Genomic DNA, 16987 nt, shown 5'->3' with positions numbered 1-16987 from the left:
TTTACAAACGAACCAGCTCCACCGCCTTGCCCCGGATCCGCGCCGCTTCCGCCCGCGCCCCCTCGGCCCCATCCGTCACCAGGTAATAACCGGCGGCAGTCGCCGCATCGGTCTGGCCCAGCGTATCCAGCGAGTTCGACACCTCCAGGTGCACCCGCTCGCCCACCCAGCCCCGCACTGGCGGATAGATGGCAACCCGGCAGAACTGCGCCTCACGCACATCACGTTCGGCATTCGCATTGAATTGACTGGCCATCACGCCACCCTCCCTGTCACTGTGACGCCTGCGCGGCGCTTATCGGATAAAATCGACTGCAACTCTGCGGCAACGGCATCATCAGTCACCAACGCATCAACCTTCCCCACCTGCAAATACACGCGAACAGTGGCCTCCATCTCGCAAGCCCGAATCGAAATGGTGTGTCCAGTTGGCGTAGTAGGCTGGTCGGCCTGCATCATGCTCGCCATCAGCGCCTTCACTTCGGCAGGGCGCGGGGCGAACTGCCGGTCGACCTCATCGGCCAGCTGCAGTACCGCTTCACGGACCAGACCAACAGGGAAACCCTTGATGGTCAGGGCCCACGCTTTGGCGGTGCCGGCGGCGTTGCTGTCCAGCTGGTTGGCACTGGCCGGCCAGAAGGCAAGCATCATCGGGAACAGCTCGTTGGCCAGGAACAGGGTTAACGGGTCAGCAGCGCGTTGGTCTTGCTGCAGGCTGCCTTGGTGTAGCACAACCACGTCAGAGGATGGTGTTGTCGTCATAGCCGACTCCCGCTGATGCCATGATGGATTGGGCCTGCTTCTTGGCATTGGCCAGGTTTGACATGGGGCGCTTGCGCTCGTAACCCTCCCACTCGCCGTTCACGCAGCGCGGGCGGCCGATGGAATCCCATCGCTTGGCAGCAGCCAGGTAGCCGTCGAATTTCTGCGGGGCAAACACGGTCATCGGGCGCAAGTACTCGCTCATTTTCAGGTCGGCAGCCCAGTGAGCGGTCTTGAAGTCCGCCACGAGCTGCAGGTCGGTGACCGAGTAGCCGTCGGCCAGACGGGCGTTGATGTTCTGCAGGGCGGTTGGCTTGGCCTGATAGCGGCGGTCGGCGACAGCGTTGAAGTGCTCCAGCACCTCCCTCGCCTCCTGGCTCACCACCAAGGTGACCTTGCGCTTCCGGTCTCGTTCGGTTTCGTCAGAAACCGGACAAGAGATCTGTTTAAGATCCTCTGTACTATCTGATTCTTTTACTTCTTGTTCTGTTGTCGTGACGGTCGGGGTCCCGATGGGCGCGACAGTCGGCGCGACAGCATCACCACTCAAAGCCGCATCGGTAAAGGCTTTGGGCGGGACACTCGGCACCCCGATGCGCACCCCGATGGGCGCCCCATTTGTCGCGCCCTCAAACTGCTCTGTTGCGAATGACTCGCAATTAGAGGTAACCGGCTGCAGGGATGCCTGATAGTCGTCGTAGTTGCAGATCTCGATGATGGTGCCCCACGGGGTGCCACGCAGTTCGAGCATCCCCTCTTTGGCGAACCAGCCAAGCAGGCGCTCGGTCGACTTCTTGTCGAGACCACGCCCGCGCTCGTCACACAGCAGCTGACCCAGCGCGGTTGCGCTGATCACCAGCTGGCCGCGCATCAGGTGCCAGTCACGGCCCTTGTAGCGCACACAGCCCGCCTCGTAGGCGGCCAGACCGATCAACCGCATCCAGGCCGCCAGCTTGGTGGCGTTACGGGCCCAGTCGGCTTGCAGCAACGAGCGCCAGCACACCACATAACCACTGCGACGGTTGTCACTCATGTTGCTGCTCGCCTTCCTGTTGATAGGGGCGACCGCCGGGGCCGCCAGTCTGATCACCTCACCCATGACTCACCTCCATGCTCCGCAGCTGGGCATACACCACCCTGGCCTGCGCCTGGGTGATGGGCAGTTGCACCCCCATCACCACCAGTTGATAACCGTTTACCCACTTCAGGTAAGGCAGCACCTTTGGCTTATGCATGACGGCCTCCAGAACGGCACTGGCCGCGCTGCTGAGTCCAGGGAAATGCGGGCGGCTGGGTGCGGGCGAGCGCCTCTTTCATCGTCAGGGTGGTGCCGGTGTGATAGGCCACCTGCTGGATGGCAAAGCAGGCCATGTGTACCCTGTCGTGCAGCGACACCGCCAGCGGCGAGCCCAGAGCCTTGAGCCCGTCATAGAGCTGCCCATCCCACGCCTGCTGGATCACCGCCAGGCTCTCCATCACCACACCCACCGCCACATCGACAGCGTCACCGTGCCCCATCGCCTGCTGGCGTAGCTGAAGCTCCATTTTGTTGAAAGCGGCGATATAGGCTTCTTTGAACTCGGCAGCACGGCGGCCGGTAAAGCCCATCGCAACGAACACAAAAGCATCGCGGGTCAGTAGGTAACAGGGGAGAGAACGGCCAGTGGGGTCGGTATAGCGACTGAGCTTAAAATTGAGCTCAGTGAATTCGAGGGAGCAATCGAGATTTTCGATCTTGGCAATAACGTTCTTGTGCTGCTTACCGAAGCACTCGGCCAGATCGAGGGACGTGGTAACGGCCTGGCCGTTGTTCACCCGAACGACGGGTGTAATGGGGGTAGGGACAGTAGCCATGATGGCAGCCTCCGGATGCGATAGGTTGTCACTACCGACCAGAGGTTCCAATCTCATGGTGGTAGCCCGAACGGGGTTGGAACTACCGGCGCATCCAGAGGAAACCGGCCAGCCCGAAGGCTGCCCCGCCCGAGCCACCATAACGCTGAGGATGCCGAACGCCGGGTAGGCGAGCAGCACCCCAAAAAATGGGGGGCGATCGCTGACAAAAAACCACGCAAGAGCGTGGGTCAGCTCCAGATGCAAGTTCGGGGTTCCAATCCCGGCTGCGGATTTTGCCGCAGCACCCACAGAATAAGCCAAGGTAGACGGCTTGCCAACCCATTTTGAGGCGCACTCCCTCAATGGCAACCCGAAATGGATTTCGACCACTTGCCCTATTACCTCTGATTCCGTATGCTTTTCCATGTTCACATCCTCTTTCGATGTTTGAACCATGGCCCCGACTGTTGACGCAGTGCGGGGCCGCCTTGTTTCTACTTGCCGGCGGTGGCCGGCAGGGTCCGCACGTTGACGGCGGTGGTGCGGATCAGCCCCAGCACATGCTCGGCGGCCTGGGTGCCGATCCGCTCAATCTGGCCGTGCTCCATCCGGTCGATCACGCCGTCAGCCCGGGCGTCGTGGATCGACTGCATGAGCTCGCCGAACACCGACTGGGCCAGCAGCACCTGCTCCACCAGGTCATCGTCGCTGACGACCCCGGCCGGCAGGTCAACCAGCGCTTTGCCGCGGCTGGCAGCCCAAGCTTCCAGAATCCGGTTGTCACCGGTGAGCTCGGTGATTGCGACAGCTTCACCCAGGTTCAGGTGATGGCTGTCGCAATCCGGGTTGAGCTTGTTGGCCAGCACGGTCTCGCCCTTGCCAATCAGGCGGGCGATCTCGCTGATGTTGTGGCTCTTGCCGAGCAGATAGGCAGCCAGCAAAACATCCGGACGTGAAACCATTGGTTTACTTCTCGTGGAAGTTTCGGTTGTCTGTGTCATGATCTGCTCCGTGTTCATCTGTTGGGTTCAGTGCCGACAAGATATCGGCGGCTCGGTTCGCTAGAGGCAAGGCTGAAATATCGACTTGGCTCAAACCTTGCTGTTTAAGTTTTAGAATCCAGGTGGATGGGACCTTACCTCTCCGAAATGCATTGCTTACTGCTTCTGGCGTGATGTTCAGTGCAGTCGCGAGAGCACTCTTGGAGCCAAATCGAGTTATCAGGGTATGCATGGCGTCCTCTGGTCTTTTGCATCGACACAATAATAACCAGTGGTTAGGTAAAAACTCAAGAGCTTAAAGTTAGGCGGGAATCACAACATAATAACCGGACGTTAGGATATGAATGAGAATCAGACAGAAATGGCGCGTTACGAGTCCGACAAAATCGCATTCGCCCAGAGACTCAACCTCGCCCTTGATGAGTTGAATTGGCCGCAGAGAGGGCGAATTGCCCAACTGAAACGCACTCTGCGCGAGGATCTATCTGAGATTTCTGTTCGAAAGTGGCTTAGAGGTGATGGCCTACCTGAAGTTAAAAGGTTGGGCGAGCTTTCCAGAATTACCGGTAAAAGCGTGCAATGGCTGCTGACCGGTACTGACACCAATAGTGGTGACGTAGAACCCCAGCCATATCCTGTTTACAGGGTTCCACTGATTTCGTGGGTGAGAGCTGGAGAGTTCAAGGATTGCGGGTTTGCTCCTACTCTAGAAGAGGCCGAAGAGACCATCACAAGCCCAGTACGCGCTGGCCCAAGGGCTTACGCGGTAGTGGTCAAAGGTGACTCAATGATCTCTTCACAAGGCGGGAAGTCATATCCTGAAGGCACAATCATCATCGTTGACCCCGATATTGAACCAGCACCAGGCAAGAAAGTGATTGCCCGCTATGGCAATGACATGACGTTCAAAGAATTGGTTCTAGATGCTGGCAACTGGTGGCTCAAACCACTAAATCCTCAATACCCCATGCTGCAAGTCACTGAGGACGTTGAGATCTGCGCCGTGTTAGTCTGTGCGGTTATGATTGAGTAGCATATTGCGGCTCACCTTACGTCGCAATTTGCTATCCACACCATTTTGAGTAACGACTGAGTTGCCATCAGGCTTTGCTCCATCCCTCCAAAGCACATCCTATAAGCCCTGCCTTTATCCGCCACTCCTGTGGCTAGAAGGCATTGCACCTCCTGCCTGAACCCTGCGAAGCCTTTACCCCATTACTACAAAACCAGACATGCCTTCGGCCTCAAACGCCATATCCGGCCCCTGTGCAACGTCCACGCACATATCGGCAAAGTTAAAAAAACACAAAAACTAACTTTTGGCTATTGACGAAAAATATAACCGATATATCCTAACCACAAGTTAGGAAGCAAACTGAATGCGAAAGACAACCCCAGCCGGAGGGCCAGCACAACACTGGCAGCGGTGGCCAACTACCGCTTGGGGACATAACACCGGCAACCGGGCTGACACGCCTCACCGCTCTCCCTTGGCAAGGCTTGAATGCGTGCCGACCAAGGTGACCGGAAAACATGGTCAGTGACCGGCTGGCAACTGGAAAGACAGTGAAGTGCGAACGAAGCGAGTGGCGGGTCTGACTCCCCAGCCACCCACCCGGTGAAAGGCCGGGACACAACTGAAGTTGCATTGCGCGTGTTCACCTGTGCGGGTGGATTAAAATTCGACTCCTGAGCGCGCACACAATCAGGCGTTGATGGGCAGAGCCAAGGGGCGTATCACCCCGCAGTGCAACCTCAGTTGTGGAGACGCAACAGATAGTTTTCGTGGCGACTATGCGGTTTGTTGAGAAATCGACCATCAACATAAATGCAAACGATGATGCAGTTCTGATGGCGGCGTAACAGCCTATAAATCAGCGAGGTCTTCCAATCCCTCGTAAGCAAATTTGGCGGAGTGGCCCGCTCTGATTAATAACGGGCACACAACCGGGATTGCATTGATAGGACACCGGCATCGGACTTAAGGCAGCGACAGGAAGGCCAGCAAGCATGGCAAGACTGGATCGGTCAAACCGCCCGGACTGAAAGCAAGACCAGTGCAATCCACGGTTGTGGTGATAGCCATCCCATAAGCTGCGAGCAGCCGGGAGGTGCCGATAGGAAGTGCAATCGTAGGCCACCACAGCCAACCCGTCAGTTTGGCAAGTCGAAAGACCTAAGCGCTGACGCCGGATATGGGTAACCGGCAACCAACCCGCCGCAGGGTTACGCGGTCGCCTGGTCCCGCTGTGAAGCGCCACTAAGGCCCTCGCCGAGAGGCGACAGTTTCGAAATGGTAGGTCTGCCCGTGAGGGCGCACCGGTGCCGACAACAAGAACGGCTGACTCGCTGTGAAGCGCTCAGCCTCACCACAGGTGCAACGCATGTGGTTACTACTCCTGATGTTGATCTGGCTGCTCGGGCTGGCAGCTGACCAACTTGCAACACCAACCGTCACCCACCTGACGGCGCCATCAAGGGCAGCACCACCGCCCACGCTGGCACAGGGCTCCAGGCCCTGACCAATCAGCCCGACATGTTCTCTCCTGGCCCCGGCAACGGGGCCCTTATCCCACAAGCGATAGCGGCCCAACAGCGGGTCACGGCCTCCTTTTGCCTGTCGCTTGTGTGATGAGTCCCATTTCAGAGATAGCGGAGGCAGCCATGCACCCAAGCGAGTTCATTGCCAAGCACATCAAGGCAACGCTGGAGAAAGAGCAATTCCCCCCCCATGCGATCTCGCTGGGCGTGGCTGAAGCCAAACGCCATTTCGACCGGACACCCAGCTTTGCCAAAGGGAAGGTGTTTGATGAGTGCCTCAAGGCGGCCCGCGCAGTAGCAAGGATCGCGAAGAAGGCGGAATCGGCCAAGCAGGCCAAGCCCTGATCCGGGGTACGGGTCGCAATGAGTAGGTGATAGACCAATGAACCACTACGCCCAAGCACTGGCAGAGCTCCAGCTCCAGCCTGACCACGAACTCAAGCAGATCGGTGACCAGTGGCAGACTCCCAAGCCGCTAGCCTGGGGCCTGTTCCACCACTTCGCCCCCACCCTTGGGCCGGTGGTGCTCGACATGTTCGCCGATGACTGCAACGCCTTGGTGCCTAACTACTACGATGCGGCCGACAATGCCATCACTCAGGAGCTGGCATCCGACCTGCGCCGCCTGGGTGGTGCAGCCTACGGCAACCCGCCCTACTCCCGCCCATGCGTCGATGGTAAAGGAAACCACATCACTGGGATGGAGCCCATCCTCAACTTCTGCCGCGAGCAACGGGCGCTGGGCGCTAAGATCATGCTGCTCATCAAGGCCGCTACCAGCGAAACATGGTGGCCGGAGGATGCCGACTTTATCCAGTTCATCAGCGGCCGCATCGGCTTTGAGGTGCCGAGCTGGTACGTGCCCCGCGACCCGAAGAAGGACAAGCCCAGCTCCAGCGGTTTCGCCTCGGCCGTTGTTATCTTCGATGCCAGCTGGCAGGGCGAGCGCCGCCCAGAAGCGCGCCTGCGCCGTGACGACCTCATCACCACGGGCCAGATCATCCTCGACATGATCCACCGCCAGGCTGTTGCGCTCAACGAAGAGGCCAGCCAAGCCATCGCAAAGGCAGTTTCTACCGAGCCAACCATGCAGCAGGACCAACATGACGTCGCCAATCCGGCGGATTGGGAGCAGTCGGTGGTTACCGAGATTGAGATCAGCAAGATCGCAACTGAGGTCGCCATGACAACTCTGGGCTTTGATGTAACCGGAAATATCGAGCCGCTGAACGATTGGCAGCATTTCCCAGCCATCAAGTCGGTCATCTATCAGATTGATGAAGCGGATCTGCTTACCCCAGCCAATACCCGCCTTCTGGCTGGCTACATCCGCAATCTGCAGGATGGAGAGGGTGACCAAGAATCCACGCTAAGTGCTGCCACAAAAATGGCCAAACACCTGCTGAATCCGGATCAAGACCAACTGACACTGACCTTGAATGATGGGGAGGCTGCATGAGCAAATCACTTCGCCGTTCCCGCGCCGCCAGGAGAAACGAGCAGAAATCGAACTCCGCCAACTGACCAGCCAGTATGGAATTGACCACAGGGAGATACAGTGATGAGCATCACGCAGGACGTTGCTGAGTGGATTCACGGCAGAGAGGGAGGGGCCATCAGTGCCGAGGTGGCCGCCGAGTTCTCCCTCACTGTCAGCGAGGCCAGCATTGTGATGGGGCAGATCCACAGAGAGTCCCGCTTCACTACCCGGGTTGAGCACTTCTGTCTGGTTGGGGATAACGGCCGTGGCCGCCACACTCGCCGCCTCTATGTGGACGTGGTGAAGCCGCCGCAGTGGCGCAAGACCCCAGTGATAGGCACTTGCGGGGATCAGGTGGTCCGGTTCGACAGTGTCACCGACGCCGAGACCAAGGGAGGCTTCGTCAGAGTTGCCATCACACGCTGCCTTGCCGGCCAGCAGGAAAAGCATGGCGGGTACAGCTGGTAGATAGACACCACCAAAGGAGCAGGCAAATGCACCGCTACCGCTACACCCTGAGCGCAGTTACCGAACTTGGCTCTGCGCCGGATCGCCTGACTGGCACCATCGAGGCGCACCACCCGATGACCCACCAACAGATCCGGCTGGCCGCCATTGATAAGGCCCCAGCCCAGTATCTCAACTTCAACGAGCTGGAGTACCAGGAGGAATCTAGTGAATAGCAGACAACGGCGAAAGCGGGCCGCCGCAGAGCACCAGCTCAAGCGCGAGGAGCATCAGCGAAAACTGGAAGCCATGCGCAAGGAGCCGCCACGCAACTTCCGCTCCTCTCTTGTCATGTGTGCCATGGTCGCAGCATTGAGCTCGGCCCGGGCAGTAGATATCAGCGAGCCACAATGGAAACAGAAAAAGCGAAGGGAGCAGCCATCCTGGTGATTGCCACAGTGATACTGGCCACCCTGGCCGCGATGTAACAGATAACAACTGTCCGGGAGGACACGATGAGCACCAAACTCCACCAACGCAATTACCGCGATGATATGGCCCAGGCCATCCAGCAGGAGCAGTCTGGCAACTTTGCAGATGCTGCGCTCTCCTACAAGAAGGCCCAGCATCACGCCGCCAGCGCCAATATGCTGAGCAAGGCCAAGTTCGCCATGACCCGCCGCATTCGCTGCCTCAAGGGAGCTAACGATCCCCAGTGGCGCCAGGTAAACGAGAAGTTCCAGCAACTCCATCAGACTCTGGAGGCTCGCTGATGGCCAGCCGCGGTATCAACAAAGTCATCCTGATCGGCCATCTCGGTCAGGATCCGGAAGTCCGTTACATGCCGAGCGGCGGCGCTGTAACCAACATCACCTTGGCAACTTCTGACACCTGGCGCGACAAGCAAACAGGCGAGCAGAGGGAGCGCACCGAGTGGCACCGGGTCGTCGTGATGGGAAAGCTGGCCGAAGTCGCCGGCGAGTACCTGAAGAAAGGAGCCCAGGTCTATATGGAAGGCAAGCTGCAGACCCGCAAGTGGCAAGACCAAAGTGGCCAGGAGCGCTATACCACAGAAGTGCTGGTCGATGGCTTCAGCGGCGTAATGCAGATGCTGGGCGGCAGGCCGCAGGGAACCGGTCAGCACCAGGCGCCAGCCTCGCAGCAGCAGGGCGGATATGGACGACCACCCCAGCAGCAAGCCAAGTCCAACCAGAATTACAACGAACCGCCGCCTGCGTTTGACGACGATATTCCGTTCTTTCATGTACAGGATCTTTAGCTACAACCAATTGAAATAGATAGAAAAAAGGCTTCGTTTGTGATCTGATTTAATCGCAAAAAAAAACCGACACGCCCGAAGCCATGACTATTATCAATGCAACCCAGTACCTCAAGCAACTTCTTAGCTCTTCTGAACTCAACCGGATCGGTAAATTTACCGGTTTTTGTCAGCGACTCCGGGATATCCAGCCTGCGAGACTACTCCCGGCTCTGCTCTCAGGGCTTGGTTGCGACAAGGTGGATGGTATTGCTGGTTTGCATCGCCATTTCAATGCGTTGCAGCTCCATGATACTGACCAAATAGCGTATAAACCCTTTCACAACCAGTTACGCAAGCAGGGTTTTCCCTTGTTCATGCGCGCACTGGTTGAACGAGCCATCGCCTTACGCCTCAAGGAGTGTCTACCGGACGCCCACGGACTGGCAGGCTTTGAGCAGGTACTGCTGCAGGACGGGTCGTCATTCGCGTTACATCCGCAATTGGCAGAACATTTCCCGGGCCGATTCAATAAGCACAGCCCCGCTGCGGTAGAGTGTCATATGACCATGTCCTTGCTGGACCAGTCGCCGATATCGATGAGTATCACGGCGGATACCGAATCGGAGCGCAAGCATCTTCCGGCCGCAAATTCGTTAAATAACAAACTGTTATTGGCGGAATGCCGGTTACATCAGCCGCGAGTACTTTGCTGATGTGACCAAAGCCAAAGGAAGCTATCTGGTCAGAGGGAGTCAAAATCTCAATCCCAAAGTACAGGCAGCTTACCGACAGGACGGCAGGGAAATGCCCAAGTTACTCGGAAAAAAGCTCAAGGATATCGATCGGAGAAGCTGCAGAGCCGAGGTTCTGGATCTGGATGTGAGTTCGGGAAAGTATAAATATCGACTCATAAGACGTTGGTTTGCAGAGGAAAAACGGTTCTGTATATGGATGACCAATCTTCCGCGTGAGCGATGGCCAGCCGAGAAGGTGATGGCATTGTATCGTTGCCGTTGGCAGATCGAACTGTTGTTCAAAGAGCTGAAATCACATAACCGGTTGAAGGCGTTCGCGACACGACAAAAAGCGATAGCGGAAGGCTTGATCTGGGCTAGTTTGCTGGCCTTGCTGGTCAAACGTCGGCTGGCGCTGACGCTGATTGGCAGCGCGGAGTTATCGATGCTGAAGATTGCCAAAAACAGCGCGCTTTGGTTAATGCCGATATTGGCGAGCATCATCCATGGTGCGTGGCAGGAAATAACAGAGAAGTTGGAGTGGGCAATGGTGTATTTATCCAAAAACGGCAAAAAGAGTAGGCAGAGAAAATCCAAGCAAAACAACACGTTAGACGGTATTATTAATTCGCTTGCCGCTTAAGGTTCTGTACATGTCCGTTCTTTAGGTTCGCTGGCCACCCGGCGCTGATGAACTGCATCTGAGGTACGACAGAACAACCGGCGGCTCGCGGCCGCCATTCTCGCCGTGAGGCGTAAAGGAGAGACACATGCACCAGAAGATCATAGTGATGGAGCGCCCCAGCTGGGTTCTGCCTAGGGTTTTGGGGGAGATGTTCGGGTACACTGAGAAGGCCATCAGCGAGAAGCGGAAGAAGGGCCAGCTTATAGAGGGGGTCCACTACAAGTTGGCCCCGGATGGGAAGTATGTCTATCACTGGCGGAGATATGAGGATTGGCTGACCGGAACCAAGAACTGATCGACATCGTTGCTGAAACGCCTGGTGTCGAGCTGCACGGCAAGAGCCTGCGCATCGACTTCCGATTCCACGGCAAGCGATGCCGGGAAACGCTCAACATGCCGGCCACCAAAGCCAACATCAAGCACGCCTCCCGCAAGCGGGAGGCTATCCTGCATGAAATCGCTATCGGTGTCTTCGACTACTCCAAACACTTCCCAGACAGCAAGAACGCCCACCGCTTTGCCGGTACCACAGCCAGCAGGGACATCTCGCTTGGCGACCTGGTTGAGCACTACCTGAAGATTAAGGATGTGGACATCGGCGACAACGCCAGGGGGCGCTATCGCTCCATTCTTGGGATGATGGCTTCAGACCTTGACCACACCAGAATCGTCAGCACCTTCCGAACTGAAGACCTGCAGCAATGGCGCCGCTTCCTGATGACTGAGTCGCGGGGGAGAACAGACAAGCCGCTGGCCCCAAGATCTGTCAACTACTACATGATGGTGGCGGCGGGGCTGTTCAACTTCGCCAAGCAGAATGGCTACACCCACCAAGACCTCTCATCGGTTCTCACCAAGGTTGAGGTGATCCGGGACAAACCAGACCCGTTTGACCAAGATGAGTTCCGGCGCCTGCAAGAGGCTGCAAGGCACGACATGGACGCAATGTGGATTCAGCTGGCTTGCTGGACAGGCATGCGGACAGGCGAGCTCTGCTCACTGGCCTGGGAGGATGTTGACCTGGAGCGAGGGGAACTGCAGATCCGTCGCAACATCACTCAAGCCCGCAACTTCAAGGTACCGAAGACTGGCCATGAGCGCACCATCGTGCTCCTGCCCCCGGCAATCGAGGCCCTCCGCCGATTGCGGCCCATGACAGCGATGCGCCAGACCCACTACATCAAAAAGACGCTGCGAGACCGCAGGCAGGTAGATGAGAAGGTCACGTTCGTGTTCAGTCCCGATGTAACCAGCAAGACCCCCGGGCTCAGCATTTGCTACACGGCCTTCACCTTGGGCGACAAATGGGACAGATTGATAAAGAGGGCTGGCATTCGCCGGCGAACCCAATACCATATGCGCCATACATTTGCTTGCTGGATGCTGACCGCGGGCGCCAACCCGGAATGGGTTGCGTCATACCTGGGGCACGAGGACAGCACCATGGTGCGAACAGTCTATGGCAAATGGATCCCCGAGCAAGACCGCGACGAAGCGGACAGGGTTTGGGGCAGACTTGGGGCCAGCTTTTCTGATTTGGCCCCAATACGGCACCAAGAATTTATTGCATCACGATAACAACCTGTAAATTAAAGAGAATTAGCCAATGGCTCAATTTATTTACACCATGAACAGGGTTGGCAAGGTCGTGCCGCCCAAGCGTCATATTCTCAAGAACATCTCCCTCTCCTTCTTCCCGGGGGCCAAGATAGGCGTGCTGGGTCTGAACGGCGCCGGGAAATCGACCCTGCTGCGCATCATGGCGGGCATCGACACCGAGATCGAAGGGGAAGCCCGTCCGCAGCCCGGCATCAAGATCGGCTACCTGCCCCAGGAGCCGAAGCTGGATCCGGAGCAGACCGTGCGCGAAGCGGTGGAAGAGGCAGTCGGCGAGGTGAAACGCGCCATGGCGCGCCTGGACGAGGTCTATGCGGCCTACGCGGATCCGGATGCGGATTTTGACAAGCTGGCCCGCGAGCAGGGCGAGCTGGAAGCCATCATCGCCGCCCAGGGCGGTCACAACATGGAGAACCAGCTGGAGCGTGCGGCCGACGCCCTGCGCCTGCCGGCCTGGGATGCCCAGATCAAGCACCTCTCCGGGGGTGAGCGCCGCCGGGTAGCCCTGTGCCGCCTGCTGCTGGAAAAACCGGACATGCTGCTGCTGGACGAGCCGACCAACCACCTGGATGCGGAATCCGTGGCCTGGCTGGAGCGCTTCCTGCACGACTACGAAGGCACCGTCGTGGCCATCACCCACGACCGCTACTTCCTCGACAACGTGGCGGGCTGGATCCTGGAGCTGGACCGCGGCGAAGGCATCCCCTGGGAGGGCAACTACTCCTCCTGGCTGGAGCAAAAAGATGCCCGTCTGGCCCAGGAAGCGAGTTCCGAAGCCGCCCGTCGCAAGTCCATCGAGAAGGAACTGGAGTGGGTTCGTCAGAACCCGAAAGGCCGTCAGGCCAAATCCAAGGCTCGTATGGCTCGCTTCGAAGAGCTCAACACCAACGACTACCAGAAGCGCAACGAGACCAACGAGCTGTTCATTCCGCCCGGACCGCGCCTGGGCGACAAGGTGGTGGAGGTGGCCAACCTCTGCAAGTCCTATGGCGACCGCCAGCTGATCGACGATCTCTCCTTCTCCATTCCGAAGGGTGCCATCGTCGGCATCATCGGTCCGAACGGTGCCGGTAAATCGACCCTGTTCCGCATGATGTCGGGTCAGGAACAACCGGATTCCGGTTCCATCACCCTGGGTGACACCGTGGTGCTGGCCTCCGTGGATCAGTTCCGCGACAGCATGAACGACAAGAAGACGGTGTTCGAGGAAGTCGCCGACGGCCAGGACATCCTGCGCATCGGCAACTACGAGTTCCCGAGCCGCGCCTACATCGGCCGCTTCAACTTCAAGGGTTCCGACCAGCAGAAGCGGGTCGGCGAGCTCTCCGGTGGTGAACGTGGCCGTCTGCACCTGGCCAAGCTGCTGCAGACCGGCGGCAACGTGCTGCTGCTGGATGAACCGACCAACGATCTGGACATCGAAACCCTGCGCGCCCTCGAGAACGCCCTGCTGGAGTTCCCGGGTTGCGCCATGGTCATCTCCCACGACCGCTGGTTCCTCGACCGCATCGCCACCCACATCCTGGACTACCAGGACGAGGGCAAGATCGAATTCTTTGAAGGCAACTTCACCGAATACGAAGAGTGGAAGAAGAAGACCTACGGTGCCGAGGCTATCCAGCCGCGCCGCGCCAAGTACAAGCGCATTGCCAAGTAAGGCGAGGCAACAGCTGCGCCGCCAGGTATGACGTCACAAGGGGAGCCGGGGCTCCCCTTTTTTGCCTCTTCTGACTTACAATCTCCACCTATTCCCCAGCGATAGCGACCCATGACCCAAGCCTCCACCACCAGACTCACCATCCAGATCCGGCTCGAACCCGGCTGCCTGGGGCCGGATGGCAAGCAGCACATCGATACCTTCTGCGCGGCCGCCAACCGGATCCTCGCCGCCATCGAACCCCGACGGGTGCACTGGGTGCTGCTGCCCCGCCATGACAAGCAACTTGCCGAGCAGGCCTACTTCCTTGATGGCCGCCCCTTGAGTGAAACCCAGGCCACCCTGCTGCTGCAACGCATGGGGTTGGCCCTCGATCCCTTGCTGGAGCAGAGCGATGCCGTGCTGAGCCAGCTTATCGAACGCTACCAGAAAAACCGTTGATCCCGATGTGGAAACGGGGCTCTATTGGTCCCCTTTCTCCTGCCTCCGGGAGAAAACGTTTGAATTTTTACTCTATTCATTGATCCGCCTCGCACATCCGGGGTTTGTAAACCTGGCCGCCTGTGTGAAAATGTGCGCGCTGTCACGGTATCAGGACGAGTCTGGTCACTTCACCGCCAGAATCAGGGTCCGTCGCCCCGCATGGATGGGCCGGGCCCCCTGCTGCCTATTTCACGTCACCCATTGGAATCCAACATGAATCAACCACATCACGCTACCGGGCAGACCGCCAGCCCGGCTGCCGGGCATGGATTGCTCGAGCGCCTGTTTGCCCTGCGCGGTCATGGCACCACGGCCCGCACCGAGGTGATCGCCGGCATCACCACCTTCCTGACCATGGTCTACATCGTCTTCGTCAACCCGCAGATCCTCTCTGCGGCAGGCATGGACACCCAGGCCGTGTTCGTTACCACCTGCCTCATCGCCGGCATCGGCAGCATCCTGATGGGTCTGCTGGCCAACCTGCCCATCGCCCTGGCTCCCGCCATGGGCCTCAACGCCTTCTTCGCCTTCGTGGTGGTGGCCGGCATGGGCTACTCCTGGCAAGTGGGCATGGGCACCATCTTCTGGGGTGCGCTGGGCCTGCTGATCCTGACCCTGCTGCGGGTACGCTACTGGCTCATCGCCAACATTCCCCTGACACTTCGGGTCGGCATCACCGCCGGCATCGGTCTGCTCATCGCCCTGCTCGGCCTGCACAATGCCGGCATCGTGGTCGCGAGCCCCGCCACCATGGTGACCGTGGGCAACCTCACCTCCCTGCCCTGCCTGCTGGGGCTGCTCGGCTTCTTCCTCATCTGCATCTTCTCCGCCCGCGGCGTCCACTCAGCCGTGCTCATCGCCATCGTGGTGACCACCACCCTGGGCTGGCTGTTCGGCGACGTCACCTTCAAGGGCTTCGTCTCCGTGCCGCCGAGCATTGCACCGGTCTTCGGCCAGCTGGACCTGATGGGATCGCTGGACATCAGCCTCGCCGGGATCATCTTCTCCTTCATGCTGGTCAACCTGTTCGACTCTTCCGGCACCCTGATCGGCGTGACCAACCGCGCCAAGCTGGCCGATGACAAGGGGCACTTCCCGCGCATGAAGCAGGCCCTGGTGGTGGACAGCGTCAGCTCCGTCGGCGGCGCCTTCATGGGGACCTCGTCCGTGACGGCCTACATTGAGAGCAGCTCCGGCGTCGCCGTCGGCGGTCGCACCGGCCTGACCGCCATCGTGGTGGGCATCCTGTTCCTGCTGGCCATCTTCTTCTCTCCGGTCGCCGCCATGGTACCGGCGTATGCCGCAGCGGGGGCTCTCATCTACGTGGGCGTGCTGATGTGCTCCGAGCTGACCCGGGTAAAGTGGGAAGACCTGACCGAAGCGGTGCCGGCCTTCATGACCGCGGTGATGATGCCGTTCAGCTTCTCCATCACCGAGGGGATCGCCGTGGGCTTCATCTCCTATTGCGTGATGAAGGCGGGCACCGGCCGCTGGCGCGAGATCAACCCCTGCGTGCTGGTGGTGGCCCTGCTCTTCGTCCTCAAGTTTGTCTGGGTCGATGCCCACTGATTTTTCTTCCATGAAAAGAAAAACCAGACTCTAAAAACAAAAATGCCCGTCATCGACGGGCATTTTTTTATGGCGGGATCAGGGCTCAGCGAATGCCGCGGGCCTCACGGATCCACTCCCAGGCCTGCTGGATCTCCTGGGTCTTCTCCTTGGCCATCTCCATCATCTCGGGGGGCAATCCCTTGGCGGCCAGCTTGTCAGGGTGATGCTTGCTCATCTCCTTGCGATAGGCGCGCTTGATCTCCTGATCGCTGTCGCTCTCGTTCACCCCGAGCAACTGATAGGCATCCTTGAGGCGATCCCGGGAGGGGGGCTCCTGGCGGTATTGCTGCCCCTGGCCACTGCCCTGCTGTTGCTGGCGGTGGAAGAAGTTCATCTGGGCCTCGGCCATGGCCAGAATGCGGGCCAGCTCGATGCGACTGAACCCCAGCTCGTCGGCGATGGTTTGCAGGATGGCCCGCTCGTTCGCCTCCACCTGACCGTCGGCGAAGGCGGCCTGCAGCTGGACCTCGAGGAAGAAGCGCAGGATGTCGCGCTGCCCCAGGCTCGCCTGGCGAAACTCCGCCAGGGTCTCGCGCAGGGGGAAGTCACTCTCCTTGCCAAGGCGGAACGACTCCTGGGCCCGTACCCGCTGCTCTCCGGCCAGCCGCATCCTGTCCATCAGGTTGGACGCGACCCTTATTTCGTGCTCGGTGACCTGGCCGCTCGCCTTGGCGATGTGGCCCATAACGGCGAAGGTGGCATGGAAGAAAACGGCCTGCTGCTGCTGGCTGGGCGCCCGCTGGAAGGCCCCGCGGATCCCCATGCCCCGATCGAAGCGATGGCCGATCCACAGGCCCAGCAGGGCACCGAAGATGTTGCCGAGCAGAAAACCGAAGAAGGTGCCAAGCACCTTGCCCCAAATACGCATGGTT

20 protein-coding genes and 1 pseudogene are annotated in these 16987 nt (G+C 58.9%); 14 read left to right on the top strand and 7 right to left on the bottom strand.

Features of this window, described 5'->3' with window-relative positions; genetic code table 11:
* Position 1: 1 nt before the first annotated feature.
* From H7R73_RS04305 to H7R73_RS04280, 6 genes are all read right to left on the bottom strand, one after another.
* Positions 2–256, bottom strand: a complete 255-nt coding sequence (locus H7R73_RS04305) for a hypothetical protein (RefSeq protein ID WP_182951497.1) — start codon at positions 254–256, stop codon at positions 2–4.
* On the bottom strand, positions 256–762 hold the full coding sequence (locus tag H7R73_RS04300; protein WP_182951496.1) for a hypothetical protein: 507 nt from the start codon (positions 760–762) through the stop codon (positions 256–258). The genes H7R73_RS04305 and H7R73_RS04300 overlap by 1 nt, the downstream gene beginning before the upstream one ends.
* Positions 740–1861: a conserved phage C-terminal domain-containing protein gene (locus H7R73_RS04295; protein WP_182951495.1), complete on the bottom strand. Its 1122-nt coding sequence runs from the start codon at positions 1859–1861 to the stop codon at positions 740–742. The genes H7R73_RS04300 and H7R73_RS04295 overlap by 23 nt, the downstream gene beginning before the upstream one ends.
* The gene (locus H7R73_RS04290) at positions 1854–1997 is read right to left on the bottom strand and encodes a hypothetical protein (protein WP_175610331.1); all 144 of its coding nucleotides are present in this window, start codon (positions 1995–1997) and stop codon (positions 1854–1856) included. Before H7R73_RS04290 ends, H7R73_RS04295 begins: the two co-directional genes overlap by 8 nt.
* On the bottom strand, positions 1990–3024 hold the full coding sequence (locus H7R73_RS04285; protein ID WP_182951494.1) for a Rha family phage regulatory protein: 1035 nt from the start codon (positions 3022–3024) through the stop codon (positions 1990–1992). Before H7R73_RS04285 ends, H7R73_RS04290 begins: the two co-directional genes overlap by 8 nt.
* Positions 3025–3092: 68 nt before the next feature.
* Positions 3093–3560: a phage regulatory CII family protein gene (locus H7R73_RS04280; RefSeq protein ID WP_232092735.1), complete on the bottom strand. Its 468-nt coding sequence runs from the start codon at positions 3558–3560 to the stop codon at positions 3093–3095.
* 379 nt (positions 3561–3939) lie between these two features.
* Here H7R73_RS04280 and H7R73_RS04275 point away from each other — a divergent pair, with 379 nt between their 5' ends.
* The 14 genes and pseudogenes from H7R73_RS04275 (at position 3940) to H7R73_RS04210 (ending at position 16073) form a co-directional block, all read left to right on the top strand.
* Positions 3940–4632 carry a LexA family protein gene (locus H7R73_RS04275; RefSeq protein ID WP_182951492.1) on the top strand — a complete coding sequence of 231 codons (693 nt, stop codon included), beginning with the start codon at positions 3940–3942 and terminating at the stop codon, positions 4630–4632.
* Between the two features lie 1631 nt (positions 4633–6263).
* Positions 6264–6485 carry a hypothetical protein gene (locus H7R73_RS04270; RefSeq protein ID WP_182951491.1) on the top strand — a complete coding sequence of 74 codons (222 nt, stop codon included), beginning with the start codon at positions 6264–6266 and terminating at the stop codon, positions 6483–6485.
* Positions 6486–6522: 37 nt separating this feature from the next.
* Complete coding sequence (locus H7R73_RS04265; RefSeq protein WP_182951490.1) at positions 6523–7599, top strand: phage N-6-adenine-methyltransferase; 1077 nt, start codon at positions 6523–6525, stop codon at positions 7597–7599.
* A gap of 102 nt (positions 7600–7701) precedes the next feature.
* Positions 7702–8088, top strand: coding sequence for a hypothetical protein (locus H7R73_RS04260; protein WP_182951489.1), 387 nt, complete (start codon positions 7702–7704; stop codon positions 8086–8088).
* 26 nt (positions 8089–8114) lie between these two features.
* On the top strand, positions 8115–8303 hold the full coding sequence (locus H7R73_RS04255) for a hypothetical protein (RefSeq protein WP_182951488.1): 189 nt from the start codon (positions 8115–8117) through the stop codon (positions 8301–8303).
* A complete protein-coding gene (locus H7R73_RS04250) occupies positions 8296–8517 on the top strand; it encodes a hypothetical protein (RefSeq protein ID WP_182951487.1) in 222 nt (73 codons plus the stop codon). Before H7R73_RS04255 ends, H7R73_RS04250 begins: the two co-directional genes overlap by 8 nt.
* Before the next feature lie 65 nt (positions 8518–8582).
* The gene (locus tag H7R73_RS04245; protein ID WP_182951486.1) at positions 8583–8840 is read left to right on the top strand and encodes a hypothetical protein; all 258 of its coding nucleotides are present in this window, start codon (positions 8583–8585) and stop codon (positions 8838–8840) included.
* Positions 8840–9346: a single-stranded DNA-binding protein gene (gene ssb, locus H7R73_RS04240; RefSeq protein WP_182951485.1), complete on the top strand. Its 507-nt coding sequence runs from the start codon at positions 8840–8842 to the stop codon at positions 9344–9346. The genes H7R73_RS04245 and ssb overlap by 1 nt, the downstream gene beginning before the upstream one ends.
* An 83-nt stretch (positions 9347–9429) precedes the next feature.
* Positions 9430–10705: pseudogene (locus H7R73_RS04235) on the top strand (IS4-like element ISApu2 family transposase).
* A 127-nt stretch (positions 10706–10832) separates the two neighbouring features.
* Complete coding sequence (gene xisR / locus H7R73_RS04230; protein WP_060388592.1) at positions 10833–11042, top strand: excisionase family protein; 210 nt, start codon at positions 10833–10835, stop codon at positions 11040–11042.
* Positions 11018–12325: a site-specific integrase gene (locus H7R73_RS04225; RefSeq protein WP_182951484.1), complete on the top strand. Its 1308-nt coding sequence runs from the start codon at positions 11018–11020 to the stop codon at positions 12323–12325. The genes xisR and H7R73_RS04225 overlap by 25 nt, the downstream gene beginning before the upstream one ends.
* 28 nt (positions 12326–12353) lie before the next feature.
* Positions 12354–14021, top strand: a complete 1668-nt coding sequence (gene ettA / locus H7R73_RS04220) for an energy-dependent translational throttle protein EttA (protein ID WP_069651826.1) — start codon at positions 12354–12356, stop codon at positions 14019–14021.
* A gap of 111 nt (positions 14022–14132) precedes the next feature.
* Entirely contained in the window at positions 14133–14462 is a 330-nt protein-coding gene (locus H7R73_RS04215) for a hypothetical protein (protein WP_039040029.1), read from the top strand.
* Positions 14463–14717: 255 nt separating this feature from the next.
* Positions 14718–16073 (top strand): NCS2 family permease, encoded by a 1356-nt coding sequence (locus H7R73_RS04210; protein WP_103244310.1) that lies wholly within the window; start codon positions 14718–14720, stop codon positions 16071–16073.
* A gap of 85 nt (positions 16074–16158) precedes the next feature.
* Here H7R73_RS04210 and djlA read toward each other — a convergent pair whose 3' ends face one another.
* Complete coding sequence (djlA, locus tag H7R73_RS04205; RefSeq protein WP_103260750.1) at positions 16159–16983, bottom strand: co-chaperone DjlA; 825 nt, start codon at positions 16981–16983, stop codon at positions 16159–16161.
* Positions 16984–16987: the final 4 nt, after the last annotated feature.

Source organism: Aeromonas sp. WP2-W18-CRE-05 (genome assembly GCF_014168615.1).
GTDB lineage: Bacteria > Pseudomonadota > Gammaproteobacteria > Enterobacterales > Aeromonadaceae > Aeromonas > Aeromonas caviae.
The sequence above is the reverse complement of the archived record's forward strand: the minus strand, read 5'-3'. Positions and strand labels throughout refer to the sequence as shown.